Below are 25,640 nucleotides of genomic sequence, written 5' to 3' on the forward strand. Positions count from 1 at the left end.
GCGATCATATGAATAAAACGGTTTATTTTTTGGGTTCGGGGTTTTCGAAAGAGGCAGGTGGTCTGGTTCAGAGTGAGATCATTGATACTATTCTCGACGAGAATTTTACGCGGGATGATGAACGGTTGATTCGGGCGAGAGATAGTTTTATCGGTTTTTTGAAGGAGGAGTTACATATTTACAAGGATCATTATTGTAAGGTGCAACTGGAGGACGTGTTCACGCCTATCGACCGCTGTATCTGGGACGGACTTTCTATCGGGCGTTACAGTTCCCGGGCGCTTGTGGAGTTGCGGGAGGAGTTTAACGCGCTGATGGGTGCCGCGGTAAATTATAGTTTCAAGAAAAACGAAGCGTGCAGTGATTATGTCGACGAGTTTGCGGAGTATATCAACGGGATTGCCCGACGTCGCATGGAGGACGGGGAAGACCGAGTGTCGGTGATTACCACGAATTGGGACGTGTTGTTCGATCATGCTTTGAAGCGGGCGATCGAGAATACGCGCCCGGAGAAGTTGAGCGTGGTGGATTACTGTTGTTACGTGAGTTCGTGGGACGCGAACGACGACACGATTAAACCGGGATTGCTTGCCGTGGGATACGGCGGGTATAATATCAAGTTATTGAAGTTGCATGGTTCTATGAATTGGTTCCAATGTCCTTTGTGCCAGCGTATGTACGTGCGTTTCGGGGAGGAGATTGCTATTATGAAGGCGGCGTATTGCCGGCATTGCCGGAAGAATTACGGGATGCCGGATATCAGTTCGATTAAATTGCAGAGTAATCTTTTGTTGCCGACCTATTTGAAGAATTTGAGTAATATACAAATCAAGCTGGTATGGCAGAACGCGGCGATAGAACTGTCGGAGGCGAAGCGTATCGTGTTTATCGGCTACTCGTTGCCTTCTGCCGATTTCGAGATCCGGCAGTTGTTAGCCCGGATGATTCGCCCGGATGCTGAAATTCAAGTGGTGCTTTATCCCCATAGTTCCAGCGTGGAGGCGGAAGCCGAACGGTACAAGAATTTTTTCGGCAGTCGCGTGACGGAGCGGGATATATTCCGGTTGACGGTGCCGGAATACGTGGAGAATTTAAAATCTTAAATCTAAAATAAAAAGTGGTATTTATACCCTATCGCGGGTGTTCGGAATGCTTTACTTTTGTACTGAAGAAATGTACAATTCAAGGAGTGAAGATATGACACGTTATCATTTAGAATCATCGTGCTGTGGAACATCTTTCGAGGACGGGCAATGGGAGTTGGACTGCCCCCATAAAGATGGTGCGGCTTTGATTTTCGCTAATTACGCGAATCGTCAATTTGAAGTGAGAAATGATTTGCCCGGTATATACAAGTATGCTAATTGGTTACCGATTTGCCGGACGCTGGAAGGTTCGGGTGCGCCCGTGACTTACAAGAGCGAGGGGCTGGCGGAATATTTGGGATTGTCGAATTTGTACATCACGTTCAACGGTTATTGGCCGGAGCGGGGTGCTTTGATGAAGACGGGTTCGTTTAAGGAATGCGAGGCGTATGCCGTGTGTGCCCGTATTAACAGGAACAGCGATAAGATCATGGTGGTTGCTTCTGCCGGAAACACGGCGAGGGCTTTCGGTAGGGTATGCTCTGAGAATGGGATTCCGTTGTTATTGTGTATACCGGAAGATAATTTAAATGCAATCTGGGCTGATGAGCCTTGGAATGATTGTGTGAAGTTGGTTTGTGCGGGAGCCGGGTGTGATTATTTTGACGCGATACATCTTTCCAATATTATTTGTGAGATGGAGTATTTTTTCCCGGAGGGAGGAGCCAAGAACGTGGCCCGTCGTGACGGGATGGGAACGACGGTGTTGTCGGCTGTGCAGGAGATTGGTCGTATCCCGGATTATTATTTCCAAGCCGTGGGAAGCGGAACGGGTGCTATTGCCGCGTGGGAAGCTAACAAGCGTTTTATCGCGGACGGACGCTATGGCTCGAATTTGATGAAATTGATTGTTTCGCAGAATATTCCTTTCACGTTGATATATGATTCGTGGAAAGCAAATTCCAGAGCATTGGTGGATCTGGACGAGAATACGGCGCGCGAGGAAGTGAAGGAGATGTGTGCCAAGGTGTTGTCAAACCGTAAACCGCCTTATTCTTTGACCGGAGGACTTTACGATGCGTTGAAAGCGACGGGGGGTGACGTGATGTTGGCAACGAACGAGGAAGCCATGAAGGCGCAGGAGTTGTTCGAGAAACTGGAAGGTATTGATATAGAACCTGCCGCCGGGGTAGCTACGGCTACTTTGATGCAGGCGGTAAAGGAACAGCGGGTAGAAGAAGATGCCGTGATTATGCTGAATATCACGGGTGGTGGTGTCGGGCGTTACAAGAAGGAATTCAAGCCCGTGCAACAGAAGCCTCATTTGGTATTCCCCGTGAATCCCGACCCGGAAATGGTAAAGAAACAAGTCCGGGAGTTGATCGGACGGTAGGGGTTAGAACCTTATAAACTAAAAGGCTTGTGTTGAACAAGCCTTTTTTGTATCTTTGGGGTTTGAACGTGAGATTATGAATGTATTCAAGGAACATAAGGTTATGGACTTATTCCGGCGGTATCGGCAAGAGTTTGCCCGCCGTACGGATTGTTTATTGGATTTGGATTATCATTATATGGTATTGCGCCGGGATTACGGGAACCGTTTTATTATTACGGAGTTTTTACAAAAATCCTTGTCTATCCTTGTCGTTTCGCTCAATCGTTTTGTAAAGGATGCGTGTACGATTTCGGCTTCGGCTCTCACGTTTTATTCCGTGTTGGCATTTATACCTTTGATGGCGTTGGCGTTCGCTATTGCAACCGGTTTCGGGGCGAATAAATCGCTTGAAGATGAGTTTTTGAAACGTCTGGGGGATAATCAGGAGTTCGCGCAACAGTTGTTGGGATACGTGAACGGGGCTATACAGAACGCGAAAGGCGGAGTGGTGACTGGTGTGGGAATTGTCATTTTGCTTTGGGCGGTTATTCGGGTGCTGAATAGTACGGAGTTGACAATGAACCGGATCTGGGGAGTACGCAAGGGACGCAATTTAAGGCGGATGTTCACGGATTATTTCTCGATTATTTTTATTGCCCCTATTCTGATGATCTTGATCAGTAGTGTGAATGTTTTTCTGACCTCTTCTTATTGGCAGGATAATTTTCCTTTGATCAGTTCCGTGTTGACGATGTTTATCAAGTTGTTGCCTTATCTGTTGGTGTGGATGTTGTTTATTTTCCTGTATATGTTTATGCCGGCTACCCCGGTCAAGTTCAAGCATGCTTTTGTGGCGGCGATGATCGCGGGGACAGTGTATCAAGTGATACAATGGTTTTATATCCGTTTCCAGATAGGGGTGAGTTCTTATAACGCGATTTATGGTAGTTTGGCGGCGTTGCCGTTGTTGTTGGTGTGGTTGCAGTTAAGTTGGAGTGTCGTGTTGTGGGGGACGGAGTTGTGTTATATTTTTCGCAATCGTCATTTCATGTATAGGAATGAGTTGCTGGGGGACGAGGCGTGGATGGAAACGCTGGAATGTGCTTTGAAAATCATGAAGTACGTGGCACGGGTGTATATTAACGGTGACGGCGGTCCCAGTCTGGGGATGATTAACAAGGAATTGAAAATTAACACGGGAAAGTTGCGTCTGGTGCTTCAAGAATTGGTGGATTTGCATTTGTTGGTGGAAGCGAAAGAAGAGGAAGATTATTTTTATTACCCGGCTTTTGACCTGCACTCGATGTCTGTCGGGGATATTATTATTCGTTTTTCGCGTGTCCACGAGAGTAGGAACGAAGCATGGAAAAAACAATTTTCGGAAGCTATTCAAAAGGGATTTGCCGGGGATTCTCTGGTGTGAAAATAAAATAGTTGTAACATGCAGAGTTGTAGGGACAATCTATGATTCTTGATAAAAAAGACGGGTCGGAACGTAGCATTTTTTTGCATATTCCGTAAAACTTTCATATATTGTCGAACAAATAGAATGAAGTATGAGGAAAAGAATCGATTTAGAGTACATTTTCTCATCATCGGTAAGTATATTGTTCTCTCGTCTAAGTACCGCGCCGGGGTTAGCGGAGTGGTTTTCCGATGATGTGAAACATGCCGGAAATATCTTCACATTCGTGTGGGATGGTGTTGATGAGCAAGCCGAGCTTGTGGATATGAAGAAAAATTCATTCGTGCGTTTCAAGTGGCTGGACGCGGACGATGAAGAGGAGTTTTTCGAATTTTCTCTGCACGTGGAACCTTTAACGGAAGAGGTCGCTCTGATTATCACGGACTTTGTGGATGATGACGAGGAAGCGGACGAAATCGAGTTGTGGAATAAACAAGTCGAGATGCTTCATCGGACGGTGGGGGGATGACGTGCGAAGCACGTCGGGTTGAAAGTTTATAAGGTTTATAAAGTTCATAGACCCTGCGGGCGCTTTGTTTATGACAGTAAAGCTGTCAATTGAATTATTGACCTTATAAACTTTACGAACTTTATAAACCTTATAAACTTTTTCCTATCTTTGTAAATTCATTCGTGAAGAGTTAGATAGAAAAATAGAAAAAATAATATAAGGTGCTAAAGATGAAGAAACTACACCTGTATATGCTGAAAAGCTTTGTAGGTCCTTTCGTGGCGACGTTTTTTATTAGTATGTTCGTCTTGATTATGCAATTTTTGTGGCGATACATTGACGATCTCGTGGGGAAAGGATTGGATGGTGACGTGATTATACATTTGTTGTCTTACGTGGCTTTGACCTTGGTTCCGATGGGATTGCCTCTGGCGGTGCTTTTGGCCTCTATCATGACTTTCGGGAGTCTGGGAGAGAATTACGAGTTGACGGCATTGAAGGCGGCGGGTATTTCTTTATACCGGATCATGCAACCGTTGATTTTTTTAATTATCCTGTTCACGATTGCGGCTTTCTTCTTTTCCAATAACGTGCTTCCTTACGCGAATCTGAAAGCCAGTACCTTGCTTTATGATATCAAGAAACAGAAACCGGAATTGTCGTTGAAAGAAGGGGTGTTTATTAATGATATCGAGGGGTATAGTATTAAGGTGGATAAGATAGACAAGAAGACGGGGATGATGTATGACATGCTGATTTACAGTCACCCGAAAAACACCAGAAGGGGAAACTTTGAAACGACGATAGCCGATTCCGGGATAATGGAAGCCGATAAGTCCGGACTGTTTATGGAAGTGCAGTTGTATAACGGTTTTACTTACACGGACGAGGGCGGAAAGTCGGGGAATAAGGATACATATCCTTTCCGGAGGGTGAAATTCGATAAACAGTTTTTCGTGATCCCGTTGGCTGATAATCAATTGCAACGTTCGGATGATGATCTGTTCAAGGATAGTTACGGGATGTTGAATATCGTTCAGTTGGAGAATGCCGTTGATTCTTTGCAGAAACGATTGAGCGGACAGAAAAAAGGAACAATCAAAGGTATGTTGAGTGATAATTATCTGATAAAGAAAGAACGGAATCCACAACGGGATAGTGTGTTCGTGGAGGAAACGAGAGGGGAAGCGAGGGATTTGGATAGTTTGTATCAGAATTTTGACATACAGGAGCAGAAGAGTGCCGTGGATGCAGCTTTGAAGTTTGCCAAGAGTGCGCAGGAAAAGCATAGATGGGATTTGCAGGTAAATTCTAGGGACGAGGCGAGTATCCGCAGGTACAATATCGAGTGGCACCGGAAGTTCACGCTTTCGTTCGCTTGTTTTATTTTCTTCTTTATCGGTGCGCCTTTGGGAGGTATTATCCGAAAAGGAGGTCTGGGGGCACCCGTGGTTGTGTCGATATTCTTGTTTATCATGTATTACATTATATGGATGATGGGAGAGCGTGCGGCACGCGAGGGAGCATTGGAGCCGTGGCAGGGAATGTGGATTTCTTCCGTGATTCTTTTGCCGTTGGGGGCTATATTGACCTACACGGCGATGACCGATTCGGCTATAATGAGCAGTGAGTCTTACATGAATTTTATCAAGAAGATTGTCGGATTCTTTAAAAAGAAGAAAAAGGATGCGTAAATTGAGAATCGTGTACATGGGAACGCCGGATTTCGCGGTGTATCCTTTGCAGAAGTTATTGGAGGCAGGACAAAATATCGTGGCTGTCGTGACGAATCCGGATAAGCCTGCGGGGAGAGGGCAAAAGTTGCAGGAGTCCGCAGTGAAGAAATTTGCCGTGGAGCGGGGATTGCCCGTGTTGCAACCGGAACGTTTCCGTGACGAGCGATTTCTGGCGGAGTTAAAAGCATTTGAGGCGGATTTGCAGTTGGTGGTGGCGTTCAAGATGTTGCCGGAAGTGGTTTGGAATATGCCGCCCTTGGGTACGGTTAATTTACATGCTTCTTTGTTACCCGATTACCGTGGGGCCGCACCGATCAATTGGGCGGTGATAAACGGGGAGAAATATAGCGGAGTGACTACTTTTCTTTTAAAACACGAGATAGATACGGGAAATCTGATTTTTCAACAGCGGGTGGATATCAGCGATACCATGACTGCCGGAGAGTTGCATGATCAATTGATGACTGTCGGGGCGGATTTGTTGGTAAAGACCGTGGAGGCTATGGCAGAGGGGGAGTATCCTTTGCAGGATCAGATTGGGTTGTTGTCGGGACGTGAGCCGAAACATGCTCCCAAGATTTTCAAGGAGGATATGAAGATAGATTGGCAGCGGGAGCTGGATACGATATATAACCATATCCGCGGGTTGTCGCCGTTCCCGACCGCGTGGACGGAATTGAAGCACAAGACTACGGGAGAATGTATCTCGTTGAAGATATTTGTAGCCGAACGGATTCCGGAAAAGCATGGTAAGGAAGTTGTATTGGTGTCTGACGGGAAAAAGAGTTTGGATATCCTCGTGAACGGGGGAATTATCCGGGTGAAAGAATTGCAGTTATCCGGTAAGAAGCGGATGGGAACGGAAGAGTTTTTGCGAGGCTTCCATATCGGAGAGTATACCTTGTAATATAATCGCGTATGCATATCGGGCGGGATAAGATGCGAAGACCGATGCTCCGAAGGTGCATAGGGGGGTGCGTGTTACTCGCTTTTGTCTTGGGATGGTGGTATTTCTTGCCCGCCCCTTTATTTCGGGTTCCTTATTCAACCGTGATTCTTGACCGTGAGGGTGAGATCATGGGAATGACTGTTGCCGGGGACGGGCAGTTTCGGGTATCCGGTCGGGGGCGTCTGTCGGGAAAGTACGTGGCAGCCTTACTTTGTTTTGAGGATAAACGATTTTTCACGCACGAGGGGGTTGACCCTTTGGCTGTGGCACGTGCCTTATGGCTGAACGTGCGAAGCGGTTCGGTGGTAAGCGGGGGGAGTACTTTGACGATGCAGGTGGTACGCCTTTCCAGAGAGAACCCGCCTAGAACGATTCCGGAGAAGATTCTGGAAATGTTCCTTGCGCTTCGGTTGGAACAAAGTTACAATAAATGGGAGATTTTGAATATGTACGCCGATCATGCTCCTTTCGGGGGGAATATCGTGGGGATACAGACGGCGGCACTCAAGTATTTCAATCGTCAACCGGATGAATTGAGTTGGGCGGAAGCGGCTCTTTTGGCGGTATTGCCGAATGCTCCCGCGTTAATGTATCCGGGGAAGAATATGCCGGAACTGAAGGCGAAAAGGGATAAGTTATTGCGGGAGCTTCACGAAACGGGGTATTTCGGTGAAGATGATCTGACGGTTGCCATAGCGGAACCTTTGCCCGAACAGGTGTACAGCCCGGAGTGTATAACCCCGCATTTGTTGGCGAAGGCTTACGGGCAAAGGAGAGGACAGATCAGTTCTACTTTTATAGACTCGCGATTGCAGGCTAGGGTGAACGAGATCGTGGCGAGGCATATAGAGGTATTGAGGCATAATCATATTTATAACGCTGCCGTGTTGGTGGCACATATCCCGACCGGGGAAGTGCGGGCATACGTGGGGAATAGTCCGAAAGTGAGGGAAAACGGGGGCAATCAAGTGGATATTATTACTTCTAACCGAAGTTCCGGTAGTATTTTGAAACCGGCGTTGTATGCTTTGATGCAGCAATCCGGTTACATCCTGCCGGGGACAATCGTGTCGGATGTGCCTTCCCGTTTCGGGAGTTATACCCCCTCTAATTTTAATAAAGATTTTCAAGGGATTGTACCCGCGGGGAAAGCATTGTCCATGTCTTTGAATATTCCGTTCGTTCGTTTGCTGCGGGAGTACGGGGTGGAGCATTTTTATGATGATTTGAAAAAGATGGGAATAACCACCTTGGATCGTAAGGCCGAGAATTACGGGTTGAGCCTTATTTTGGGCGGGGCGGAATGTAAGTTGTGGGATTTGTGTAATATGTACGGGGGGATGGCTTCTATTCTGAGGCATTATTCGGAATGTGACGGGGCTGGTTTTGACCACGAATTTAGGCGTCTGCGGGTATGGGGGGATGAGGTGACAGATAGTACGGTTATTAGGCAAAATGTGGTAACGGCTTCGGCAGTTTGGCTTACTCTCAAGGCGTTGCAGGACGTGGAACGACCGGATTTAGAGTCGGGATGGAAGAATTTTGCATCTTCAATGAATTTGTCTTGGAAGACGGGAACGAGTTTCGGTTTTCGGGATGCTTGGGCGGTCGGGGTGAACCCGGAGTACGTGGTTGGGGTGTGGGTTGGTAACGCGGACGGCGAAGGGCGTCCCGGACTGATCGGGGTGAGAGCTGCCGCACCGATATTGTTTGAAGTGGCATCCCTGTTGCGAACGGATGAACGTTTTTATATGCCGAGGGAAGAAATGGTGGAAATGACCGTGTGCCGGAAGAGTGGCTATCGGGCTTCCGATATCTGCCCGGAAACGGATACCGTGTGGATAGCCCGTGCGGGAGAGAAGACTGCCGTTTGTCCTTATCATCGTTTGGTAAATTTGGATTTGGCGGGGAAGTATCGCGTCGATTCGGAATGCGAGTCCGTTAATCGGATGAAGATAGAGCCTTGGTTCGTGTTATCGCCCGTGCAGGAGTGGTATTATGCCCGCACGCATGCGGATTACAAGAAATTGCCGCCTTATCGTGCGGATTGCCAACGGGGACAGGATGACGTGATGGAAATGATTTATCCTCAACGGGGATTAAGAGTGTTTATTCCTAAAGATTTAGGGGGTATCGTGAGAGGGGTTGTATTTGAAATGGCTCACCGGGAGCCGTCGACAGTGGTTTATTGGCATATTGACAATCAATTTTTGGGAACAACTCGTTATCATCACCAATTAGAGGTGAATGTTGCGCCGGGACGGCATGTTCTGCATTTAGTGGATGCCAAGGGGAATACGCTACGACAGAGTTTTGTGGTGGTGGATGGAGAAAAGTAAGGTTTGTAAAGTTCATAAAGTTTATAAGGTTCATAAAGTTACGGGTGTCCTTTGGACAGCATTCATTGACAGTTTTGCTGTCATCAACAAAGCGCCCGCAGGGTCAATGAACCTTATGAACTTTTTAAACCTTATGAACTTTCGACTCCATTATTGTCTATTCACATCTCTGGAACTTGCTTGGGCGGTAGGCATGATTTGGATGTCGTTCAGGCAAATATGCGCGGGACGGGTGACGGCAAAGACGATGGTGTCGGCGATGTCTTCTCCCGTGAGCGGGATGATCCCTTTGTAAACATTATCGGCAGCTTGTTGGTCACCCTTGTAACGAACAACGGAGAATTCGGTTTCTACCATGCCGGGGGCGATGTTGGTTACTTTGATGTTGTGTTTCAGCATGTCAATCCGCATGGCTTTGGAAAGGGCGTCCACTGCGTGTTTGGTGGCGCAATAAACATTTCCGCCGGGATATACTTCTTTACCGGCGACAGAGGCTATATTTACGATGTGTCCTTTATTATTTTTAATCATCAAGGGAGCGACTTCGCGTGTGATGTAGAGTAAGCCTTTCACGTTCGTGTCGATCATGCGTTCCCAATCATCCAGAATACCGTCTTGAATAGGAGAAGTACCCACGGCAAGTCCGGCATTGTTCAAGAGTACATCTATATTTTTCCACGTATCCGGCAGACCGGAAATGGCATCGTGAACTTCTTGTTGATTGCGGACGTCAAATTGAAGTGCCAGTACACGGGTTCCTTTAGCTTTTAATTCGTTTTCAAAAGCGGTTAAACGGTCACCCCGACGTCCGGTGATGATGATGTCATACCCGATTTCAGCTAATTTAATGGCTGTTGCTTTTCCGATACCGGAAGTTGCTCCTGTGATTAATGCTATCTTGCTCATAAGTACATTTATTTAAAAATCTGTTGTGCGAAGGTAGGTGTTAATTGATGAATTTGGAAATTTGGAAATGTGAAAAATGGGTAGGGCTTGAAATTTTTCTTACTTTTGGATTTTGTAACTTATAACTTGTAACCTGTAACTTGTAACCTGCAACGTGGCGAAGCCACATAAGACTATGTATAAAGAGATAGAATTAAGAATAACACCGGAAGAGGCGCATGATAAAGAAATCGTCGATGATTTGTTAGCGAAAAGATTGCACGTGGATAGCGAGAGAATCAAACATATAGAGATTCTTCGTAAGTCTATTGATGCACGGCAACGTCAAGTTGTGATACAGTTGAAAGTGGGAGTGCATATAGACCGGATAGAACAGAAAGAGAGGGAATTTGTTCCGTTGTACAAAGATGTATCACAAGCGGAAACGGTGGTAGTCGTGGGGGCAGGTCCGGCGGGATTGTTCGCGGCGTTGAGGCTGATCGAGCGGGGGAAACGACCGATTGTGCTGGAGAGAGGTAAACGTGTGGAAGAGCGGAAGTTGGATTTGAACAGTCTGTATAAAACCGGGATTGCCGATGAGGATTCGAATTACGGTTTCGGCGAAGGCGGAGCCGGGACTTTTTCGGACGGGAAATTGTTTACACGTTCCAAAAAGCGGGGAAATGTAAATCGTATTCTGGAAATTCTGGTATATCATGGGGCTTCCGAGAGTATATTGATAGACGCGCACCCGCACATCGGTACGGACAAGTTGCCGCAGGTGATTGTCAATATCCGTAAAACGATAGAGCAATACGGGGGAGAAGTACGGTTTAACAGCCGGGTGACGGATATTATTATAGAGGAAAATCGGGTGAGGGGTGTTGTCGTTGGTAATCAAGAGATTCGGGCGGAGCATGTGATTTTGGCGACGGGACATTCTGCCCGTGACGTGTATCGGATGCTGCATGCCCGTGACGTGTTGATGCAGCCGAAAGAGTTTGCAGTAGGATTACGGCTGGAACACCCGCAGGCTTTGATTGACCGGATTCAATATCATAATCCGCGAGGGAGAGGGGATTTCTTGCCTGCCGCGGAGTATAGTTTCGTGACAAACGTGGACGGTCGGGGTGTTTATTCCTTTTGCATGTGTCCGGGAGGTGTGGTTGTACCCGCTTGCACGGGACCCGGTCAACAGGTGGTAAATGGTATGTCGGCTTCGGGACGGAACACGGCATGGGCAAATTCCGCCATGGTGACCTCTATCGGGGAGGCGGAATTGGTCGGGATGAATTATAACGGTTTGTTTGCCGGAATGGAGTTCCAAGAGGATTTGGAACGAATGGCATGGGAAGAAGGCGGACGAAATTTATACGCTCCGGCACAACGATTGACTCATTTTCTGCGGGGGCATTTGAGCGAGAATTTGCCTAGGACATCTTATAAACCGGGAGTACGTGCCACGTTGTTCGGGGAGTGGTTGCCGGAAGTGGTGTACCGTCGACTTTGTACGGGATTGGAGCAATTCGGGAAGAAGGCGAGAGGTTTTATCACGGAAGAGGCTGTTCTGTTAGGCGTGGAGAGTCGGACGTCTTCACCTTTAAGGATTCCGCGGGAGGCGGAAGGTATGGAGCATCCCCAAATAAAGGGATTGTATCCGTGTGGTGAGGGAGCGGGGTATGCTGGAGGGATTGTTTCCGCCGCGATGGACGGGGAAGGGTGTGCCGAGGTCATTTGTTAAAAGAAAAGGGTGATTTTGCGACTTAGCGGCTGTACGAGTATTAATTTGATTTGTTTTTTTCGTAAAAAATTTGCTTTAATCGAGAAAATACCTACATTTGTCGACATATAAGAAAATTTATTAGTTCTAATCCTAAAACTATTGATTATGAATAAGGCTCAATTAATTGACGCAATTGCTGAAAAAGCTGGTTTGACTAAAGCAGATTCTAAAAAAGCATTAGAGGCTTTTGTTGCTACTGTTGGTGAATCTTTGAAAAGTGGGGATAAAGTAGCATTAGTAGGTTTCGGTTCTTTCTCTATCTCTGAGAGAAGTGCAAGAAGCGGAAGAAACCCACAAACGGGAAAGACTATCCAGATACCGGCAAAGAAAGTGGTGAAATTTAGACCTGGTGCTGAATTGGAAGGCCAACTATAATTACCATTTTGAAGATAAAAAGAGGGTGTTGAAAGACACCCTTTTTTTGTGTTTGTAAAGTTTATGAAGTTCTTAAGGTTCATAAAGTTCGTATTATTCATGAAATTTTGTACTTTTACCTTATAAACTTTATGAACTTTGTAACTTTATAAACTGTTTATATGCATTCGATTAGAGAACAAGTAGAGTATTTGAGCGAGTTCGTGACGGACTATAAAAATGATTTATTTACAAGATTGGTGAACGAGCGGACGAGTTATGTCACGATGGTGCTGGAGGATTTATACCAAGAACACAATTGCAGTGCAGTCTTGCGTTCTTGTGATTGTTTCGGGATTCAGAACGTGCATATTATCGAGGGGGAGAACAGTTTTCACGATAATTCGGAAATTTCTATGGGAGCTTCCGATTGGTTGACGATACATCGGCACAGGCAGAAAGAGAATAACACGATAGAGGCAATCGAAACGCTGCGTGCGCAAGGGTATCGGATTATTGCAACGACTCCGCACGAGCGGGATACATACATAGATCAGTTGGATTTGCAAGCGGGGAAAATGGCTTTTTTCATGGGAACGGAGTTGACCGGATTGTCGGACGAGGTATTGGCGAGAGCGGATGAATTTGTGAAAGTGCCCATGTACGGTTTCACGGAAAGTTATAATGTAAGTGTATGCGCGGCTTTATTGATGTATAGTGTCGTGCAACGGTTGCGACAGACGGATATCGACTGGCATCTGTCGGAAGAGGAGCGGGAACGGGTGTTGTTCACTTGGTATAAACGCTCCGTTAAAGCATCAAAACAGATATTAGAACGGTTTAATCAGAATCAGTAAGTTATGTACTATTTGAAATGTAAACATTGCAATCATCTTAACGAGGTGAAATCGGAATACATGGTGGTTTGCGGCTTGTGTAACCGGAAACTGGAGGATAACTTTAAAGATTGGAAAGTCCGTCACCCGGAAAAAACGTTTGAGGATTTTCAACGGGAGGTATGTTTGACGGAAGAGCAGGTGAAGAAAGGCGATTTGTCAAAACCCGCGGGAAAGAAAAACAAGAAGGGGATTATAGCCGGGGCAATAGGGGCTTTGCTGATGGTATTGTTTATCGGTTTGCTGATAGGTGAGTTTATCAAAACATATAAGGCACAATTCGGGGATTCGGATGTTCCGGTGTTGGAACAACAATGGTACACGGGAAGTTATGCCGGTGGGGTTTCACTGACAACTCCGAAAGCAATGAAATCAGCCGGTGCAATGCTCCGTAACCGGTTGCCAGAGGAAGTACAAGCCTTAATCAAAGAGATGGATGTGTATTCGTATTCGGGTTACGGGATGGATTTGGCGTTTATATTTTCGGAATATGTCCCGGAAGTCGGAAAAGCTGATTTGGAAGGAGCTGCCGAAGGTGCTTTGAATGAATTAAAGAAGCAGCGTGGAGTGTTTGATTTTAAGAATGATAAGGCGTACGCGCAGATGGGGAACATGATTGGTATTGTCATGCAGGGAACATTCGTGAAAGGGGGTACGGAATATGAATTTAATATCACGATTTATGCCGACGGACTGAAACTTTACCAGTTGGTTTCAAGTAATAAAAAAGGTGACGATATTGCCCGGGGTGTTGTCCGGCGAATATATGATTCGTTTAAAGTTGCCGGGCATGAAGAATCTAAAACAGAGTAGAAATGGATGAGAAGAAGTATTTTTTGGAGCAATTTGATGATATAAAGATATTGCGTTATGATGTTCCCGTGTTCGACAGTTTGACGCTGAAGGAGAAATTGTTTGTTTATTACCTGAGTCGTGCGGCATTGGCGGGAAGGGACATCCTCTGGGACCAGAATAACAGGTATAATCTTCGCTTGCGGAAGGTGTTGGAAAAAATCCTGCGGGATTATAAAGGAGATCGGGAAGCACAGGAATTTCAGCATTTTCTGGTGTATGCCAAGAAAGTGTTTTTTGCTAACGGGATTCATCATCATTATTCGATGGAGAAATTTATCCCGGAGTTTACCCCGGAATACTTTAAATCGCTTCTGTTGGCGGTTGGGGAAGAGGAAATGTACGGGGAATTGGAGAGAGTGATTTTTGATCCGCGCTATATGGCTAAACGGGTGGTGCTTGACGATGGAAAAGATCTCGTGCAGGCTTCCGCGAATAATTATTACGAGGGAGTGACGCAAAAGGAGGTAGAGGAATTTTATCGGGAGAAAAAGAAACAGAATGAATTGATTTCTTGGGGATTAAATTCCACTCTTGTGCGTGACGAACAGGGGCGGTTACGGGAAGAGGTGTGGTATGTCGGGGGAAAGTATAGTAAAGAACTTACCCGTGTTGTGGAAAACTTGGAGAAAGCGGCTGAATACGCTTGTAACGAGCATCAGAAGGAAATTATAGATTTGTTGGTACAATATTACCGGACGGGCGACCTTGCACTTTTTGACAGATATTCGATCGAGTGGGCGAAAGAAAGTGCTGCCCCCGTTGATTTTATAAACGGTTTTATCGAGGTGTACGGTGATCCTCTGGCGTACAAGGCAAGTTGGGAGTCTGTGGTACAGATTATGGATGAAGAGGCTTGCAAACGCACTCGTAAGTTGGCGGATAATGCCTTGTGGTTCGAACGGAATGCCCCGATAGACGAACGTTTTAAAAAGAGCGAGGTCGTGGGGATTATTGCCCGTGTGGTACAGGCTGCCATGTTGGGCGGGGATTGTCATCCGGCAACTCCTATCGGGATCAATCTCCCGAATGCCGAGTGGATACGGGAGCGCTACGGGAGTAAATCTGTGACTTTGGATAATATCACGTATGCGTACAATCAAACCTCGTTGACTTCCGGCGTGCTGGACGAGTTCGCCTATTCGGAAGAGGAGAAGGAGTTGGTGCGGAAATACGGTTATTTGGGTGGAAACGTGCACACGGATTTGCATGAATGTCTAGGACATGGTTCCGGCAAAATGTTGCCCGGGGTGGGACAAGAGGCTTTGAAGAATTATTATTCCACGATAGAAGAAACGAGGGCTGATTTGTTTGCGCTCTATTATGTCATGGACCCGAAGTTGGTCGAACTGGGGGTTATCCCGTCTTTGGATGTGGCTAAAAGCGAGTATTGCAATTATATACGCAATGGTTTGATGGTGCAACTTACACGAGTGAAGTTAGGAAATAATCTGGAAGAGTCGCACATGCGCAACCGTCAATTGATAGCGTCTTGGGTGTATGAAAAAGGGAAAGCGTCAAACGTGATCGAACGGGTGGTACGTGACGGTAAGACTTATTTCACCATTCGGGATTATGATGCGTTACGTCAACTATTCGGTAAGTTACTGGCAGAGATTCAGCGGGTGAAGTCGGAAGGGGATTTCGAGGGAGCCCGGAATTTGATCGAGGGGTATGGTGTGCGGATTGATCCCGTTTTGCATCAAGAAGTTTTGGAACGTTACCGGAAGTTGAATGTTGCCCCGTATGCCGGTTTCGTGAATCCTGAATATAAATTAGTAGAAAAAGAAGGAAACATCACGGATGTGGAAATAACGTATCCGACGGATTTCTTGGCACAGATGCTGGAATACGGGAATATGTGATTATAAAGAATGTATATGATACCAATAATACTTGCTAATATTACTTTACCGTTGACCGATCCGGTATTGAAGTTTTTGTTGATTCTGATTATTATATTGGCAGCCCCGTTGTTGCTGAATAAATTGAGGATTCCCCATTTGTTGGGATTGATTATTGCGGGAGCCGTGATTGGTCCTAACGGGTTCAATCTGGTATTGAGAGATAGTAGTATCATTCTTTCCGGGACTGCAGGATTGCTATATATTATGTTTTTGGCGGGACTGGAGATTGATTTGGGCGATTTCAAGAAGAACAAATGGAAGAGTCTGACTTTCGGTATGTACACCTTTTTAATTCCCATGGCATTGGGGACATTGGTGGGACTTTACGTGTTGAATTTTTCGATGTTGACATCCGTTTTGCTGGCGAGTATGTTCGCGTCGCACACGTTGATCGCTTACCCGATTATCAGCAAATTAGGTATCACGAAAGATAAGTCCGTGGGGATTACCGTGGGGGGAACCATGATCACGGATACCTTGTCGTTGTTGGTGTTGACGGTTATTGTCGAGATGGCGGTGGGGGATATGGATGATTGGTTCTGGTATCGGCTGGGGGCGGCAATTATTATTTTCTTCGCTTTCGTGATGATCGTGTTTCCTTTGGTCGGACGTTGGTTTTTCAAACGATGTGACGATAATATTTCACAGTATATATTTGTGTTGGTTATGGTATTCCTCGGTGCTTATTTGGCGGAGCTGGCAGGACTGGAATCCATTATCGGGGCGTTCCTTGCCGGAATGGCTCTCAATCGGTTGATACCCTCGACTTCTCCTTTGATGAACCGGGTGGAGTTCGTCGGGAATGCTATTTTTATTCCTTTTTTCCTGTTGGGGGTGGGGATGTTGATTGATTACCGGGCTTTCTTCACGAATATAGAAACAATAAAGGTTGGAGTCGTTATGATTGTGGTTGCCACGGTTGCTAAATACGCGGCTGCATGGTTGACACAAAAGACTTTTCGCTTGTCACTGGATCAACGCCGGGTGATTTTCGGGTTGAGTAACGCGCAGGCAGCGGCAACTTTGGCTGCCGTTATGGTGGGATATAACGTGATCTTGGGAGAAACATCCGCGGGAGAGCCGATTCGGCTGTTGAACGAAAGCGTGTTGAACGGTACGATTCTGATGATTTTGGTTACTTGTACGATGGCTTCTTTTGCCGCACAAAAGGGGGCGCACAATATAGCGATGGCAGAGGAACCGGAGGACAACGGGGAGATGGAGGAACATAAAGAGCGTATTTTGATACCCGTGTCATACGAAAGAAATGTGACTGAACTGGTAAATTTGAGTACGGCGATTAAATCGAAAAAGAATAAGGACGGGTTATTTGCTTTGAACGTCATTAATAATAAAGTGTCGGATGAGGCTGCTTTCAAGCAGGCAAAGAAAGTGCTGAATATGGCAGTGACGACGGCATCCGCGACGGACAACAGGTTGAATGATTTGTTACGCTACGATTTGAACGTGGTAAACGCTATTATCAGCGTGATAAAGGAACAAGGGATCACGGATCTCGTGTTGGGATTGCACCAAGGAAAAAGAGCGACTTCTTCATTTTTGGGTAATATGACCGAGGGGATATTGGGGCAGAGTAACGTGAATACTTTGGTGTATCGTCCGATGCAGCCTATTGCCACGGTGAAACGGCATTTGATTGTTGTTCCGGAACAGGCGGAGAAAGAGGTCGGTTTTTCCATGTGGGTAAACAAGGTCTGGAATATTATCCAGAACACGGGAGGTAAGGCTATATTTTACGGGACGGAAACGACTTTGGGATATTTGAAGGATATCTATAAAAAGCGTCCGATTGAAGCGGAATTTACCGTTTTCGACGATTGGGACGATTTCTTGATTATTTTCCGTGAAACGAAAGAGAATGATATGTTGTGGGTGATCATGAGCCGGAGAGAGCGGATTTCTTACCACGCGAGTATGAATCGTATCCCGAATTACTTGAGCAAGTATTTCCAGATGAACGGCTTTGTGCTGGTGTACCCCATTCAGGCGGGAGAAACGGATAACAGGTATCTTGTTTAGTGCTATTTACAAGATAAATAGAAATGGGGGTGACTTTCTAAATGATAGTCACCCCTTCGTTGTGTTTATGTTTAGGTGAATTAATTGTATTGCATCATGGCCGACGTGTGTTTGTAGATAATATCGACAACTTCGCCATATCCTTCAAATTCCTTGTATATAGTCGGGTTGCCCTCTGATATAATGGAATTTCTGGAAGCATCGACAAAATGAACTTTCCCGTTTGCGGTTCCGATAGCAATTCCGGTATAACCGAACATCGTGTATCCTTCATTGAAACTTAAAGCCGTGATCGTGGCTCCCGCGTTGAAGAATACGGTTGTTTTGTTCGTGTTCACTTGATAACAATAGAGTATATCGTTATTTATGCCCCCTGTGAAGAACAGATAATCACCGGAGCGGTGGCATAAGAATTTTGTTTTAGTGGTGATCTGATCTCCTTTAGGTAATTCTTTCAATATGTCACTAACGGGGTTAATTTGTAATTTCCCGATAGATGAAGACGGCATGTAGCAAGATTGTATCCAGTGTTTCCCGTTTGCATCTTTTAAGATGAAGTAAAAATAGGAGTCGTTCCAACTGGTCATCAAGTCGTCTTTACAAGGACAGGCGTATACCAGATTGTAATCACCCAGATTGTCCAGTGGTACATAGTTTTCCGGCCATTCCCCCGTACTTGAGGATACGACAGCCATTCCCGCACGGTTGTTTCCAGCCATGGAAACCAGAATGAAACGTTTGTGTTCCGGTGTGGCGTCATACGCTAAAATCGTGTTTGTCATCGAGGAATTTGCCGGTTGTACCAATAGTGTGATATTACCACCGCTAACACCGTTATCCACGTCTATATTCATAGGTATATTGCTATAAGCATTGGATTGAAAAGCATTCGAAACGGTAATCATGCGATTGTACAGGCTCCCGTCGCTGTTTAACAACAGGTTTATTCTCTCGTTGTAGCAAACATCCACGGGTTTGAATATCTCGGGAACTTTTTCATTTACAAATTCATGTTCTGTCAGTATAACTTTCTTTAGGGTTACTCCATCCAGTTCTAAAGGACCTTGTCCACTGCGTTGAATAACGAGAACCTGATCATCCGCACCGTAACTTGAAGAGAAATGTTGAATTAATCTCACCGGGTTGCTTCCCAGGTCTTCTCCCTCGTGAAATTGTTTGTACAATTCTTTTTCGTTCCAGTATTCAAATCCATCCGGTGTTTTACCGTTACCGGGTACTTTTATGAATCCAAGACGGGACGTTCCGCTACTTTCTTTATAAAGTACCATGAATCCGGTTTTATAACGAGTTTCCACGCGGAGGATAAACATTCCGCTGTTTTTATAGGAAATATTTGTCCTCTCGTCTGTCAGGTATAATGACACGTAAAAGTCTTTGATCTCCGGGAAAACATATTTCAACACCTTGTCATGTGAAATGGTGTCCTTGTCAACGAGCCACGTGTAAGTGAAGTGGGCTTCATCTTCCGGATTCTTCCAAGTAATTTTGGGTTCGAGAACAAATTCCGTTCCCTCGATACAGGAGGAGCCGGAGTTTGAGCTTCCCGGTAATTCTATTGTCACTAAATCTTGAGGCAAATAATTGTAATTCCCGTCGTCGTCCACGCATGCGCTTAATCCGCAGATGAACCATGCCAAAAATAATATCATTAATTTTCTCATAATATTCTTTCTTTTCATGTGATGATTAATAACCTAACACGGGGATATCCGTGGACATATCGTCTAATCCCAATTCTTCGTCCGGATAAGGCGTTCCGGCATAACGTAACCGTAATAATTCCCGTTTGAATTGCAAGGCAAGGGCTCTACGCTCGTCATAGTTTTTGTTTTCCCAGTCACCGGTTCCCGTGACGTCAATTAATTTTTGGAATTTAGGTATGGAATATTTTCCCAAGAAAACATCTTCCACGTCACTGTCCCACCATCCCGGACGGGATATCTCCGTGCTGAACCATATAATTTGTCGGGAATAAAGGCTCTGTCCGCTAAGTATTTCCGTACCGTCAGCGATATCGACAACCAGCCGAACTTTTTGATTCAAGCCTTCCCGTTTTAACGTGATGTAAAGCGTGTCCATTGTTTGTCCGGCTTTAAACAAAGCTTTGTCAGGCAGTGCGAATTGAGAGGATGAAGCCGTCGAGTATTGGCTGTTTGCTTTTAATACTATTTCTTTTGCCTCGGTTAAGGGCATACCCACGAGTTTTACGGGTAACGGTATTTCTATTTGTTGTGCCGAACCGTAGAAGAAGAACGATATCTCCATTGAGTCCGTGTAATCATTCACGAATTGCACGTAATGTTGTGAGTCATATAAAGGGATATTTTCTTTGCTGCAAGCGTTCAATAACCCTGCTAATAAACCGAATAGTAATATTTTTTTCATAGTTGTTCTCCTTTATCGTTTAGAATACATCTTCTTTTTCCGGGATGGGAAGTACAAATTTGTTTCCCACGTTTACGGTTTCTCCGCCATTCTCGATGGCTATGTTCAAGCGTTTGTAAAAGAAAAACAGTTGACCTTCCGTCAAATATTCCTTTTTCATTTCCAGCGTTAATTCCTTCTGGTAACGATTCATGTCAACTGTCCGGTTGTCAGCTTGGTACGCATCTCTGACTTTTTGCAAGTATACTTGGGCGTTCGTCGCATCGCTGGTATTATAGCGACATTCGCTGATGATATAATACATTTCAGACAGACGCAATACCGGAATCAGGTTAAAATTCGGTGTGACATCGGGAACTTCCGTGTCGAAAGATTGCCACTTTAATAAGTTGTACAATCCTGTTTCATAATTATATTCACCCAGATTCTTTCTCGAATCGTCCCCGTCTTCCGTGAAGAAGTCCGTCCATGCTTTTAGTGCGAAACGTGTGTTGTTCGTGGTTTTAAATTCGTCGTATAAGTCCGTTAATTTGTCATCATACAAGGCAAACATAATTTCCGATTTATACTTGGTATGCAATCCTTTACCGGAAGTTAATTCACTTGTTGAGGCAAAACGTAACGCATCTTCACCACCTTCTGATGCTACAAAATGTTCCAGAACGAAACGAGCTTCTTTTTCGGCATTCGTTTCATCTCCGGCATACATGTATACCCGGGCGAGCAAACCGTGAATGGCTATGTAATTTAGTCGGATACCGCGGGAATTGAAGAAACGACCTAAATTTATACTTTGCGGGGTGTATCTCCATGTTGCGGAATACAAACCGGTTTCTGTTACATGGGTAGAATCAAAGTGGGCTACCAGATCTTTGGCTTTCGACAGATCACCGATCACGAGTTGCAAGAAATCGGATGTTTTTTGTTTCGGTTCATATTTTGACGGGTAAGTCGTGAAATAAGGTAAATACGTACCGGTTGCGTTCACTTTTGGGGACGGGGCGAATAAACGTAATAAATCGAAGTGAATGAATGCGCGCAAGGCAAGGGCTTCTCCCTCGATTAAGTCTTTTTCTGCTTTTCCCAACGGGAAGAATGTTCCGTCCTTTTTTTGAATCTCTTCAATTAATTTGTTACAGTTCGCGATGGCATTATACATCTGTATCCATAGATTGTCAATCATTTTTTTGGTATCTGCCAGATCGTAGTTGTAAGTTGCGACTTCCGGGTAAGCTTTATTCAACCTGTCGGCATTGTAATCTTGTGCGAGTACGCTTATCAATCCCCACGATAGTTCCCGCCCGTATAGACCTTGTTGAGAAAGTTCCTGATATATTCCGTTCAATGCATTACGAAAGCCTGAATAATCATCAAATAATTTCTCGTCCGTTACCTGATTTTCAGGAGAAACGTCTAACCAGTTTCCACAACCGTTCAAGGTAAACAAAGTGATGGTTGCCAGAATGATATAGTATTTTATTTTGTTCATAGCATCATGATTTAGAAAGTTGCATTTAAAGAGAAATTAAATGTACGGCTGAAAGGGTAGGATAGTCCTCTTTCTTGTTTCACATTCGAGATGTGAGCGACATCACCCATTTGGAATTGCAGGCGGAGCATACTCAAACCGAAACGATGGATTAATTCACGATTAAAATCATAACTTAAACTCAATGAGGTGAAATCTATCGCGTTGTAGTCTTGTACGAATCTGGACGTTGGGCGTGTAGTTTCGCTTCTATCCTTGATGTCTTTTAGTGTGGTACGTTGTCCGGCTGATTCCCAGCGTTGTGTCAGTACGCGTTTATCCGCATTCTGGTAACGCAGGTCAACGCACTCCACTTTTTCCACGAGAGTCGTGTTGTATACTTGTGCGCCGAATTCATACATAAAGGAAGCGAACAACGAGAAATTCCTGTAACGCAGGTTTACCCCGAAACTACCTTGTGCATCCGGTTCCTTGTCTCCGAGAATCTGTTGTTGGGAGGAAACATAATCGTAAGAAATTGTTCCGTCCCGGTTTACAAATATCTCCTTTCCGTCGCTGGGGTTGATACCCAAGGATTTCATACCCCAAATAGCTGTTAATGAACTGCCTTCCTCGTATTTTATAAGCGGTTTGGCATAGGTTAAGTTCTTTTTATCATTTTCAAATTTGGCGAATTCCTCGTCAACACGGGTGTTGTATGCCTTTAACGACTCGGAGATTTTCATGATCCGGTTCTTGTTATGTGCCATGTTCCCGTACAGGATAACATCCCAGTTTTGCGTTTTGTACACGTTGGCACGCAGGATTATTTCATATCCCCGGTTTCGTACTTCTCCAAGATTATCCTTGTAAGACTCGAATCCCGTGGATACCGGAATAGTCACGTCCGTGATCAAATCTTTAGTCAATTTGTTATACCAATCGGCTTCCAATGTGATGTTGTCGTTAAATAATCCCAGAACCAGACGGAGGTTTAATTCGTTTGTCTTTTCCCATGTTAATTTATCATTACCCATGTAGAATAGCGTCAGTCCGTTGCCCGTGCCGTAATACTTGTCAGAGATTTTATACGTGTGTTTTGCGGCGTAAGCGGGGAAGTTTACTTTACCGGTTTGTCCGTAAGTACCAGTTAATCTTAGCTGGCTGATTTTATCCAATTTCTGCATAAAATCGTATTTATGGAAATTGACTCCCGCACCGATAGCGTAGAATGAAGCTGTTTTGTTATCTACCCCGAATTCGGAAGAACCGTCCATGCGGTAGGAGGCATCTAGTAGATAAATATCTTGAAAAGAATAATTTAAAGCGGCGTACACGCTGGATAGACGGGTGTGATTATCGGAGAATGTGGGAGCATCCGATTTTTCAGCGTACATGGGGGAACTTAGCTCTCCGGAAGGGAATCCGCGGAAAGTGGTGCTCTCGTAGCTGTATTTGTTCTCGTTTAATTCGATTCCGACCGAGAAGTTGATGTTGTGATTGCCTAACGTCTTCACGTAATTGGCGAATGCTTTGAAGTTCCAGTTTATTGTTTCGGAATCGCTCTTGTCCAATGTCCCTTTTTGTACGCTTAAGTCCTCGGAACTATTCTTGAACGTGGCAGATTCCGGATCGACGAAAACGGAAGACCACTCGTTTGTTTTCGTGATTGAGAATTGGGCTTTCATTTGGAATCCGTCCATGATATACCAGTTCACACCCAGATTATCCGTCAGTGAACTGTAATTATTGTGACTGAAATTCTTCATTAGTTTTGCCTCGTAATAAGGATTTAAACGGGTATCGTTAATATGCCATTTCAAGTCGTTCACGTAGTTTCCGTCAATATCTTTGTAAGACACGTAAGGTAGGCGGCGGGTATATTCGCTGAAATCCCCGTAAGGTGAGTTTGTACCTTTGGTAACATCATAACTGACTTCGTTGCGCAATTGTAAGTTCTTTACCCGGTAATCCAGCATAAAAGAAGAGCCGATACGAGTTCTCCCGGACTCTTTCATTACTCCGTTTTGTACGTCATAACGCATGGTGATGCCGAATCGAAAATCGTTGGAACCACCCTCGACAAACAGGCTGTGTTTGTGATTAAAGGGATTTCTCAAGGGCAAGGAAATCCAATCGGTGTTCACGCCTGCCATGATGTTGTTTCTTTTCTCGATATATTCTTGTTGCAGGCTTTGGTATTCTACGGGAGCTTCAGAGTCAAAGAAGCCTGCCAAGCGTTCAGCCTCCAACTTCTCACTTGCGTTCATCAAGTTGTAGTCAGAGATATCCGGTACAGTTAATTCTCCCATGAAGTCGTAGGAAACACGGAGTTTGCCGGGTTGTGGAGCCACGGTTTCAATCACAATCACACCGTTGGCGGCACGGGAACCATACAAGGCCGTTGCGGCAGCATCTTTCAGAATCGTGATGTTCGCTATCCGGTTCGGGTCGAAATCGTACACTTTATCTATTTTTACCTCATACCCGTCCATGATAAACAGGGGGGAGTTGGGGTTGTTCTGTAAGGCCGTTTTGGATACGGAATTTTTGTCGAGTTCCATAACGCCCACGCCGGAACGTCCGCGGATGTAAAATTCGGGAACAGTATTCGGGTCGGACCCCATGTCGTTATTTTTCATGATGCGCAAAGAGGGATCGAAGACTTGTAATGCCGATATGACATTTCGTGAAGCAACCTTTAACAATTCTTTTTTCTCTACCCGGATGGCTGATCCCGTGAAGCTGGATTTTTTTACGTTAGCGTAACCGGTAACCACGACATCTTCCAGACTTTCTTTTTTCTCCCGGAGAATGATCTTGATCTCTTTCTGGTTTGATAGCTCGATTTCTTGTGTTTCAAAACCAAGAAAACTAACCACCAGTGTGATGTTCTTGATATTCGGAAGTGTCAGTTTGAATTTGCCGTCTTTATCCGTGGCGGAACCTACTTGTGTTCCCTTTATCATGATCGTTGTTCCGGGTAAAGGGGAGTTGTTCTCGTCAAGTACGACACCGCTGATTTCTTTATTCTGTGGTGTATTATCATTTTCTTCCTTTAATTTTATAACGACCGTATCGTCGATAATCTGATACGTGAAATCTGTATTTTCAAGGCAGAGGGTTAAAACTTGCGTGAAAGGTTTCTTTTCTGCTTTCACGGTGACGAGCGGAGCTTTATTAACTATTTCCAAGTTATACAGGAATTCGTAACCTGTTTTGTTTTTTAGTTCTTTGAGGACATTTGCCAAAGTTTCATTTTTGAAATCGACACTGATGATTTTGTCCTGAATTTGAGTTCCGTTCCCTGCAAACGAGAGGGAGGCAAAACATAGGGTAAATGTAATTAACAGATACCGTTTTAGTAGGTTATTGATATTTTTTTTCATAAGTTGTGTTATGGTTTATGTTAATTATCTTAAGTATTAATTACCATAAAAGTCATGCTCAATAAACGAACGTTTATTAATCGTAAAAAAGGAGAGAAAAAAACTTTTTTATAGGGATTGCAGTAAAATGATAATCACTTGATATATAGATGATAGTTTGTTATTTGTGCGGCGTTTTGAAACGTGTGCTTAAACAAGTAATAAACGTTGGATTAATGACATAAATTCTCGTTTTAGATAGTGATACTTCATTGTATAAT

The 25,640-nt window shown here is 44.8% G+C and carries 18 protein-coding genes; 13 read left to right on the forward strand and 5 right to left on the reverse strand.

Annotated features, from left to right (window positions below):
• Positions 1 to 8: 8 nt before the first annotated feature.
• The 7 genes from H8S64_RS04020 (at position 9) to pbpC (ending at position 9,400) form a co-directional block, all read left to right on the forward strand.
• The gene (locus tag H8S64_RS04020; RefSeq protein ID WP_099292057.1) at positions 9 to 1,103 is read left to right on the forward strand and encodes an SIR2 family protein; all 1,095 of its coding nucleotides are present in this window, start codon (positions 9 to 11) and stop codon (positions 1,101 to 1,103) included.
• A gap of 94 nt (positions 1,104 to 1,197) precedes the next feature.
• Positions 1,198 to 2,478 carry a cysteate synthase gene (locus tag H8S64_RS04025; protein ID WP_186975080.1) on the forward strand — a complete coding sequence of 427 codons (1,281 nt, stop codon included), beginning with the start codon at positions 1,198 to 1,200 and terminating at the stop codon, positions 2,476 to 2,478.
• A gap of 76 nt (positions 2,479 to 2,554) precedes the next feature.
• Positions 2,555 to 3,883, forward strand: a complete 1,329-nt coding sequence (locus H8S64_RS04030; protein WP_099292058.1) for a YihY/virulence factor BrkB family protein — start codon at positions 2,555 to 2,557, stop codon at positions 3,881 to 3,883.
• Between the two features lie 133 nt (positions 3,884 to 4,016).
• Positions 4,017 to 4,394, forward strand: coding sequence for an START-like domain-containing protein (locus tag H8S64_RS04035; RefSeq protein WP_099292059.1), 378 nt, complete (start codon positions 4,017 to 4,019; stop codon positions 4,392 to 4,394).
• A 212-nt stretch (positions 4,395 to 4,606) separates the two neighbouring features.
• Entirely contained in the window at positions 4,607 to 6,070 is a 1,464-nt protein-coding gene (locus tag H8S64_RS04040; RefSeq protein WP_186975081.1) for an LptF/LptG family permease, read from the forward strand.
• A complete protein-coding gene (fmt, locus tag H8S64_RS04045; RefSeq protein ID WP_099292061.1) occupies positions 6,063 to 7,019 on the forward strand; it encodes a methionyl-tRNA formyltransferase in 957 nt (318 codons plus the stop codon). Before H8S64_RS04040 ends, fmt begins: the two co-directional genes overlap by 8 nt.
• An 11-nt stretch (positions 7,020 to 7,030) precedes the next feature.
• The gene (pbpC, locus tag H8S64_RS04050) at positions 7,031 to 9,400 is read left to right on the forward strand and encodes a penicillin-binding protein 1C (RefSeq protein WP_255469424.1); all 2,370 of its coding nucleotides are present in this window, start codon (positions 7,031 to 7,033) and stop codon (positions 9,398 to 9,400) included.
• A gap of 150 nt (positions 9,401 to 9,550) precedes the next feature.
• On the opposite strand, the gene H8S64_RS04055 is transcribed toward pbpC, so the two are convergent.
• Positions 9,551 to 10,306, reverse strand: a complete 756-nt coding sequence (locus tag H8S64_RS04055) for an SDR family NAD(P)-dependent oxidoreductase (protein WP_186975082.1) — start codon at positions 10,304 to 10,306, stop codon at positions 9,551 to 9,553.
• 175 nt (positions 10,307 to 10,481) lie between these two features.
• Here H8S64_RS04055 and H8S64_RS04060 point away from each other — a divergent pair, with 175 nt between their 5' ends.
• The 6 genes from H8S64_RS04060 (at position 10,482) to H8S64_RS04085 (ending at position 18,117) form a co-directional block, all read left to right on the forward strand.
• The gene (locus H8S64_RS04060) at positions 10,482 to 12,026 is read left to right on the forward strand and encodes an NAD(P)/FAD-dependent oxidoreductase (protein ID WP_186975083.1); all 1,545 of its coding nucleotides are present in this window, start codon (positions 10,482 to 10,484) and stop codon (positions 12,024 to 12,026) included.
• 147 nt (positions 12,027 to 12,173) lie between these two features.
• Positions 12,174 to 12,443, forward strand: a complete 270-nt coding sequence (locus H8S64_RS04065; RefSeq protein WP_099292064.1) for an HU family DNA-binding protein — start codon at positions 12,174 to 12,176, stop codon at positions 12,441 to 12,443.
• A gap of 161 nt (positions 12,444 to 12,604) precedes the next feature.
• Complete coding sequence (locus H8S64_RS04070; protein WP_099292065.1) at positions 12,605 to 13,279, forward strand: TrmH family RNA methyltransferase; 675 nt, start codon at positions 12,605 to 12,607, stop codon at positions 13,277 to 13,279.
• Between the two features lie 3 nt (positions 13,280 to 13,282).
• Positions 13,283 to 14,131, forward strand: a complete 849-nt coding sequence (locus H8S64_RS04075; RefSeq protein WP_186975084.1) for a hypothetical protein — start codon at positions 13,283 to 13,285, stop codon at positions 14,129 to 14,131.
• Positions 14,132 to 14,133: 2 nt separating this feature from the next.
• Positions 14,134 to 16,035 carry a dipeptidyl-peptidase 3 family protein gene (locus tag H8S64_RS04080; protein WP_186975085.1) on the forward strand — a complete coding sequence of 634 codons (1,902 nt, stop codon included), beginning with the start codon at positions 14,134 to 14,136 and terminating at the stop codon, positions 16,033 to 16,035.
• A gap of 15 nt (positions 16,036 to 16,050) precedes the next feature.
• Entirely contained in the window at positions 16,051 to 18,117 is a 2,067-nt protein-coding gene (locus H8S64_RS04085) for a cation:proton antiporter (protein WP_186975086.1), read from the forward strand.
• Positions 18,118 to 18,197: 80 nt separating this feature from the next.
• Here H8S64_RS04085 and H8S64_RS04090 read toward each other — a convergent pair whose 3' ends face one another.
• Genes H8S64_RS04090 through H8S64_RS04105 form a run of 4 tightly spaced genes read right to left on the reverse strand, consistent with a single transcriptional unit; the run spans position 18,198 to position 25,380 of the window.
• Positions 18,198 to 19,799 carry a PKD-like family lipoprotein gene (locus H8S64_RS04090; RefSeq protein WP_186975087.1) on the reverse strand — a complete coding sequence of 534 codons (1,602 nt, stop codon included), beginning with the start codon at positions 19,797 to 19,799 and terminating at the stop codon, positions 18,198 to 18,200.
• 25 nt (positions 19,800 to 19,824) lie between these two features.
• On the reverse strand, positions 19,825 to 20,523 hold the full coding sequence (locus H8S64_RS04095) for a DUF4843 domain-containing protein (RefSeq protein WP_186975088.1): 699 nt from the start codon (positions 20,521 to 20,523) through the stop codon (positions 19,825 to 19,827).
• Between the two features lie 19 nt (positions 20,524 to 20,542).
• Positions 20,543 to 22,012, reverse strand: a complete 1,470-nt coding sequence (locus H8S64_RS04100; protein WP_186975089.1) for a RagB/SusD family nutrient uptake outer membrane protein — start codon at positions 22,010 to 22,012, stop codon at positions 20,543 to 20,545.
• Between the two features lie 11 nt (positions 22,013 to 22,023).
• Positions 22,024 to 25,380, reverse strand: a complete 3,357-nt coding sequence (locus tag H8S64_RS04105) for a SusC/RagA family TonB-linked outer membrane protein (protein ID WP_186975090.1) — start codon at positions 25,378 to 25,380, stop codon at positions 22,024 to 22,026.
• Positions 25,381 to 25,640: the final 260 nt, after the last annotated feature.

This window comes from Butyricimonas hominis, assembly GCF_014287455.1.
Classification (GTDB): domain Bacteria; phylum Bacteroidota; class Bacteroidia; order Bacteroidales; family Marinifilaceae; genus Butyricimonas; species Butyricimonas muris.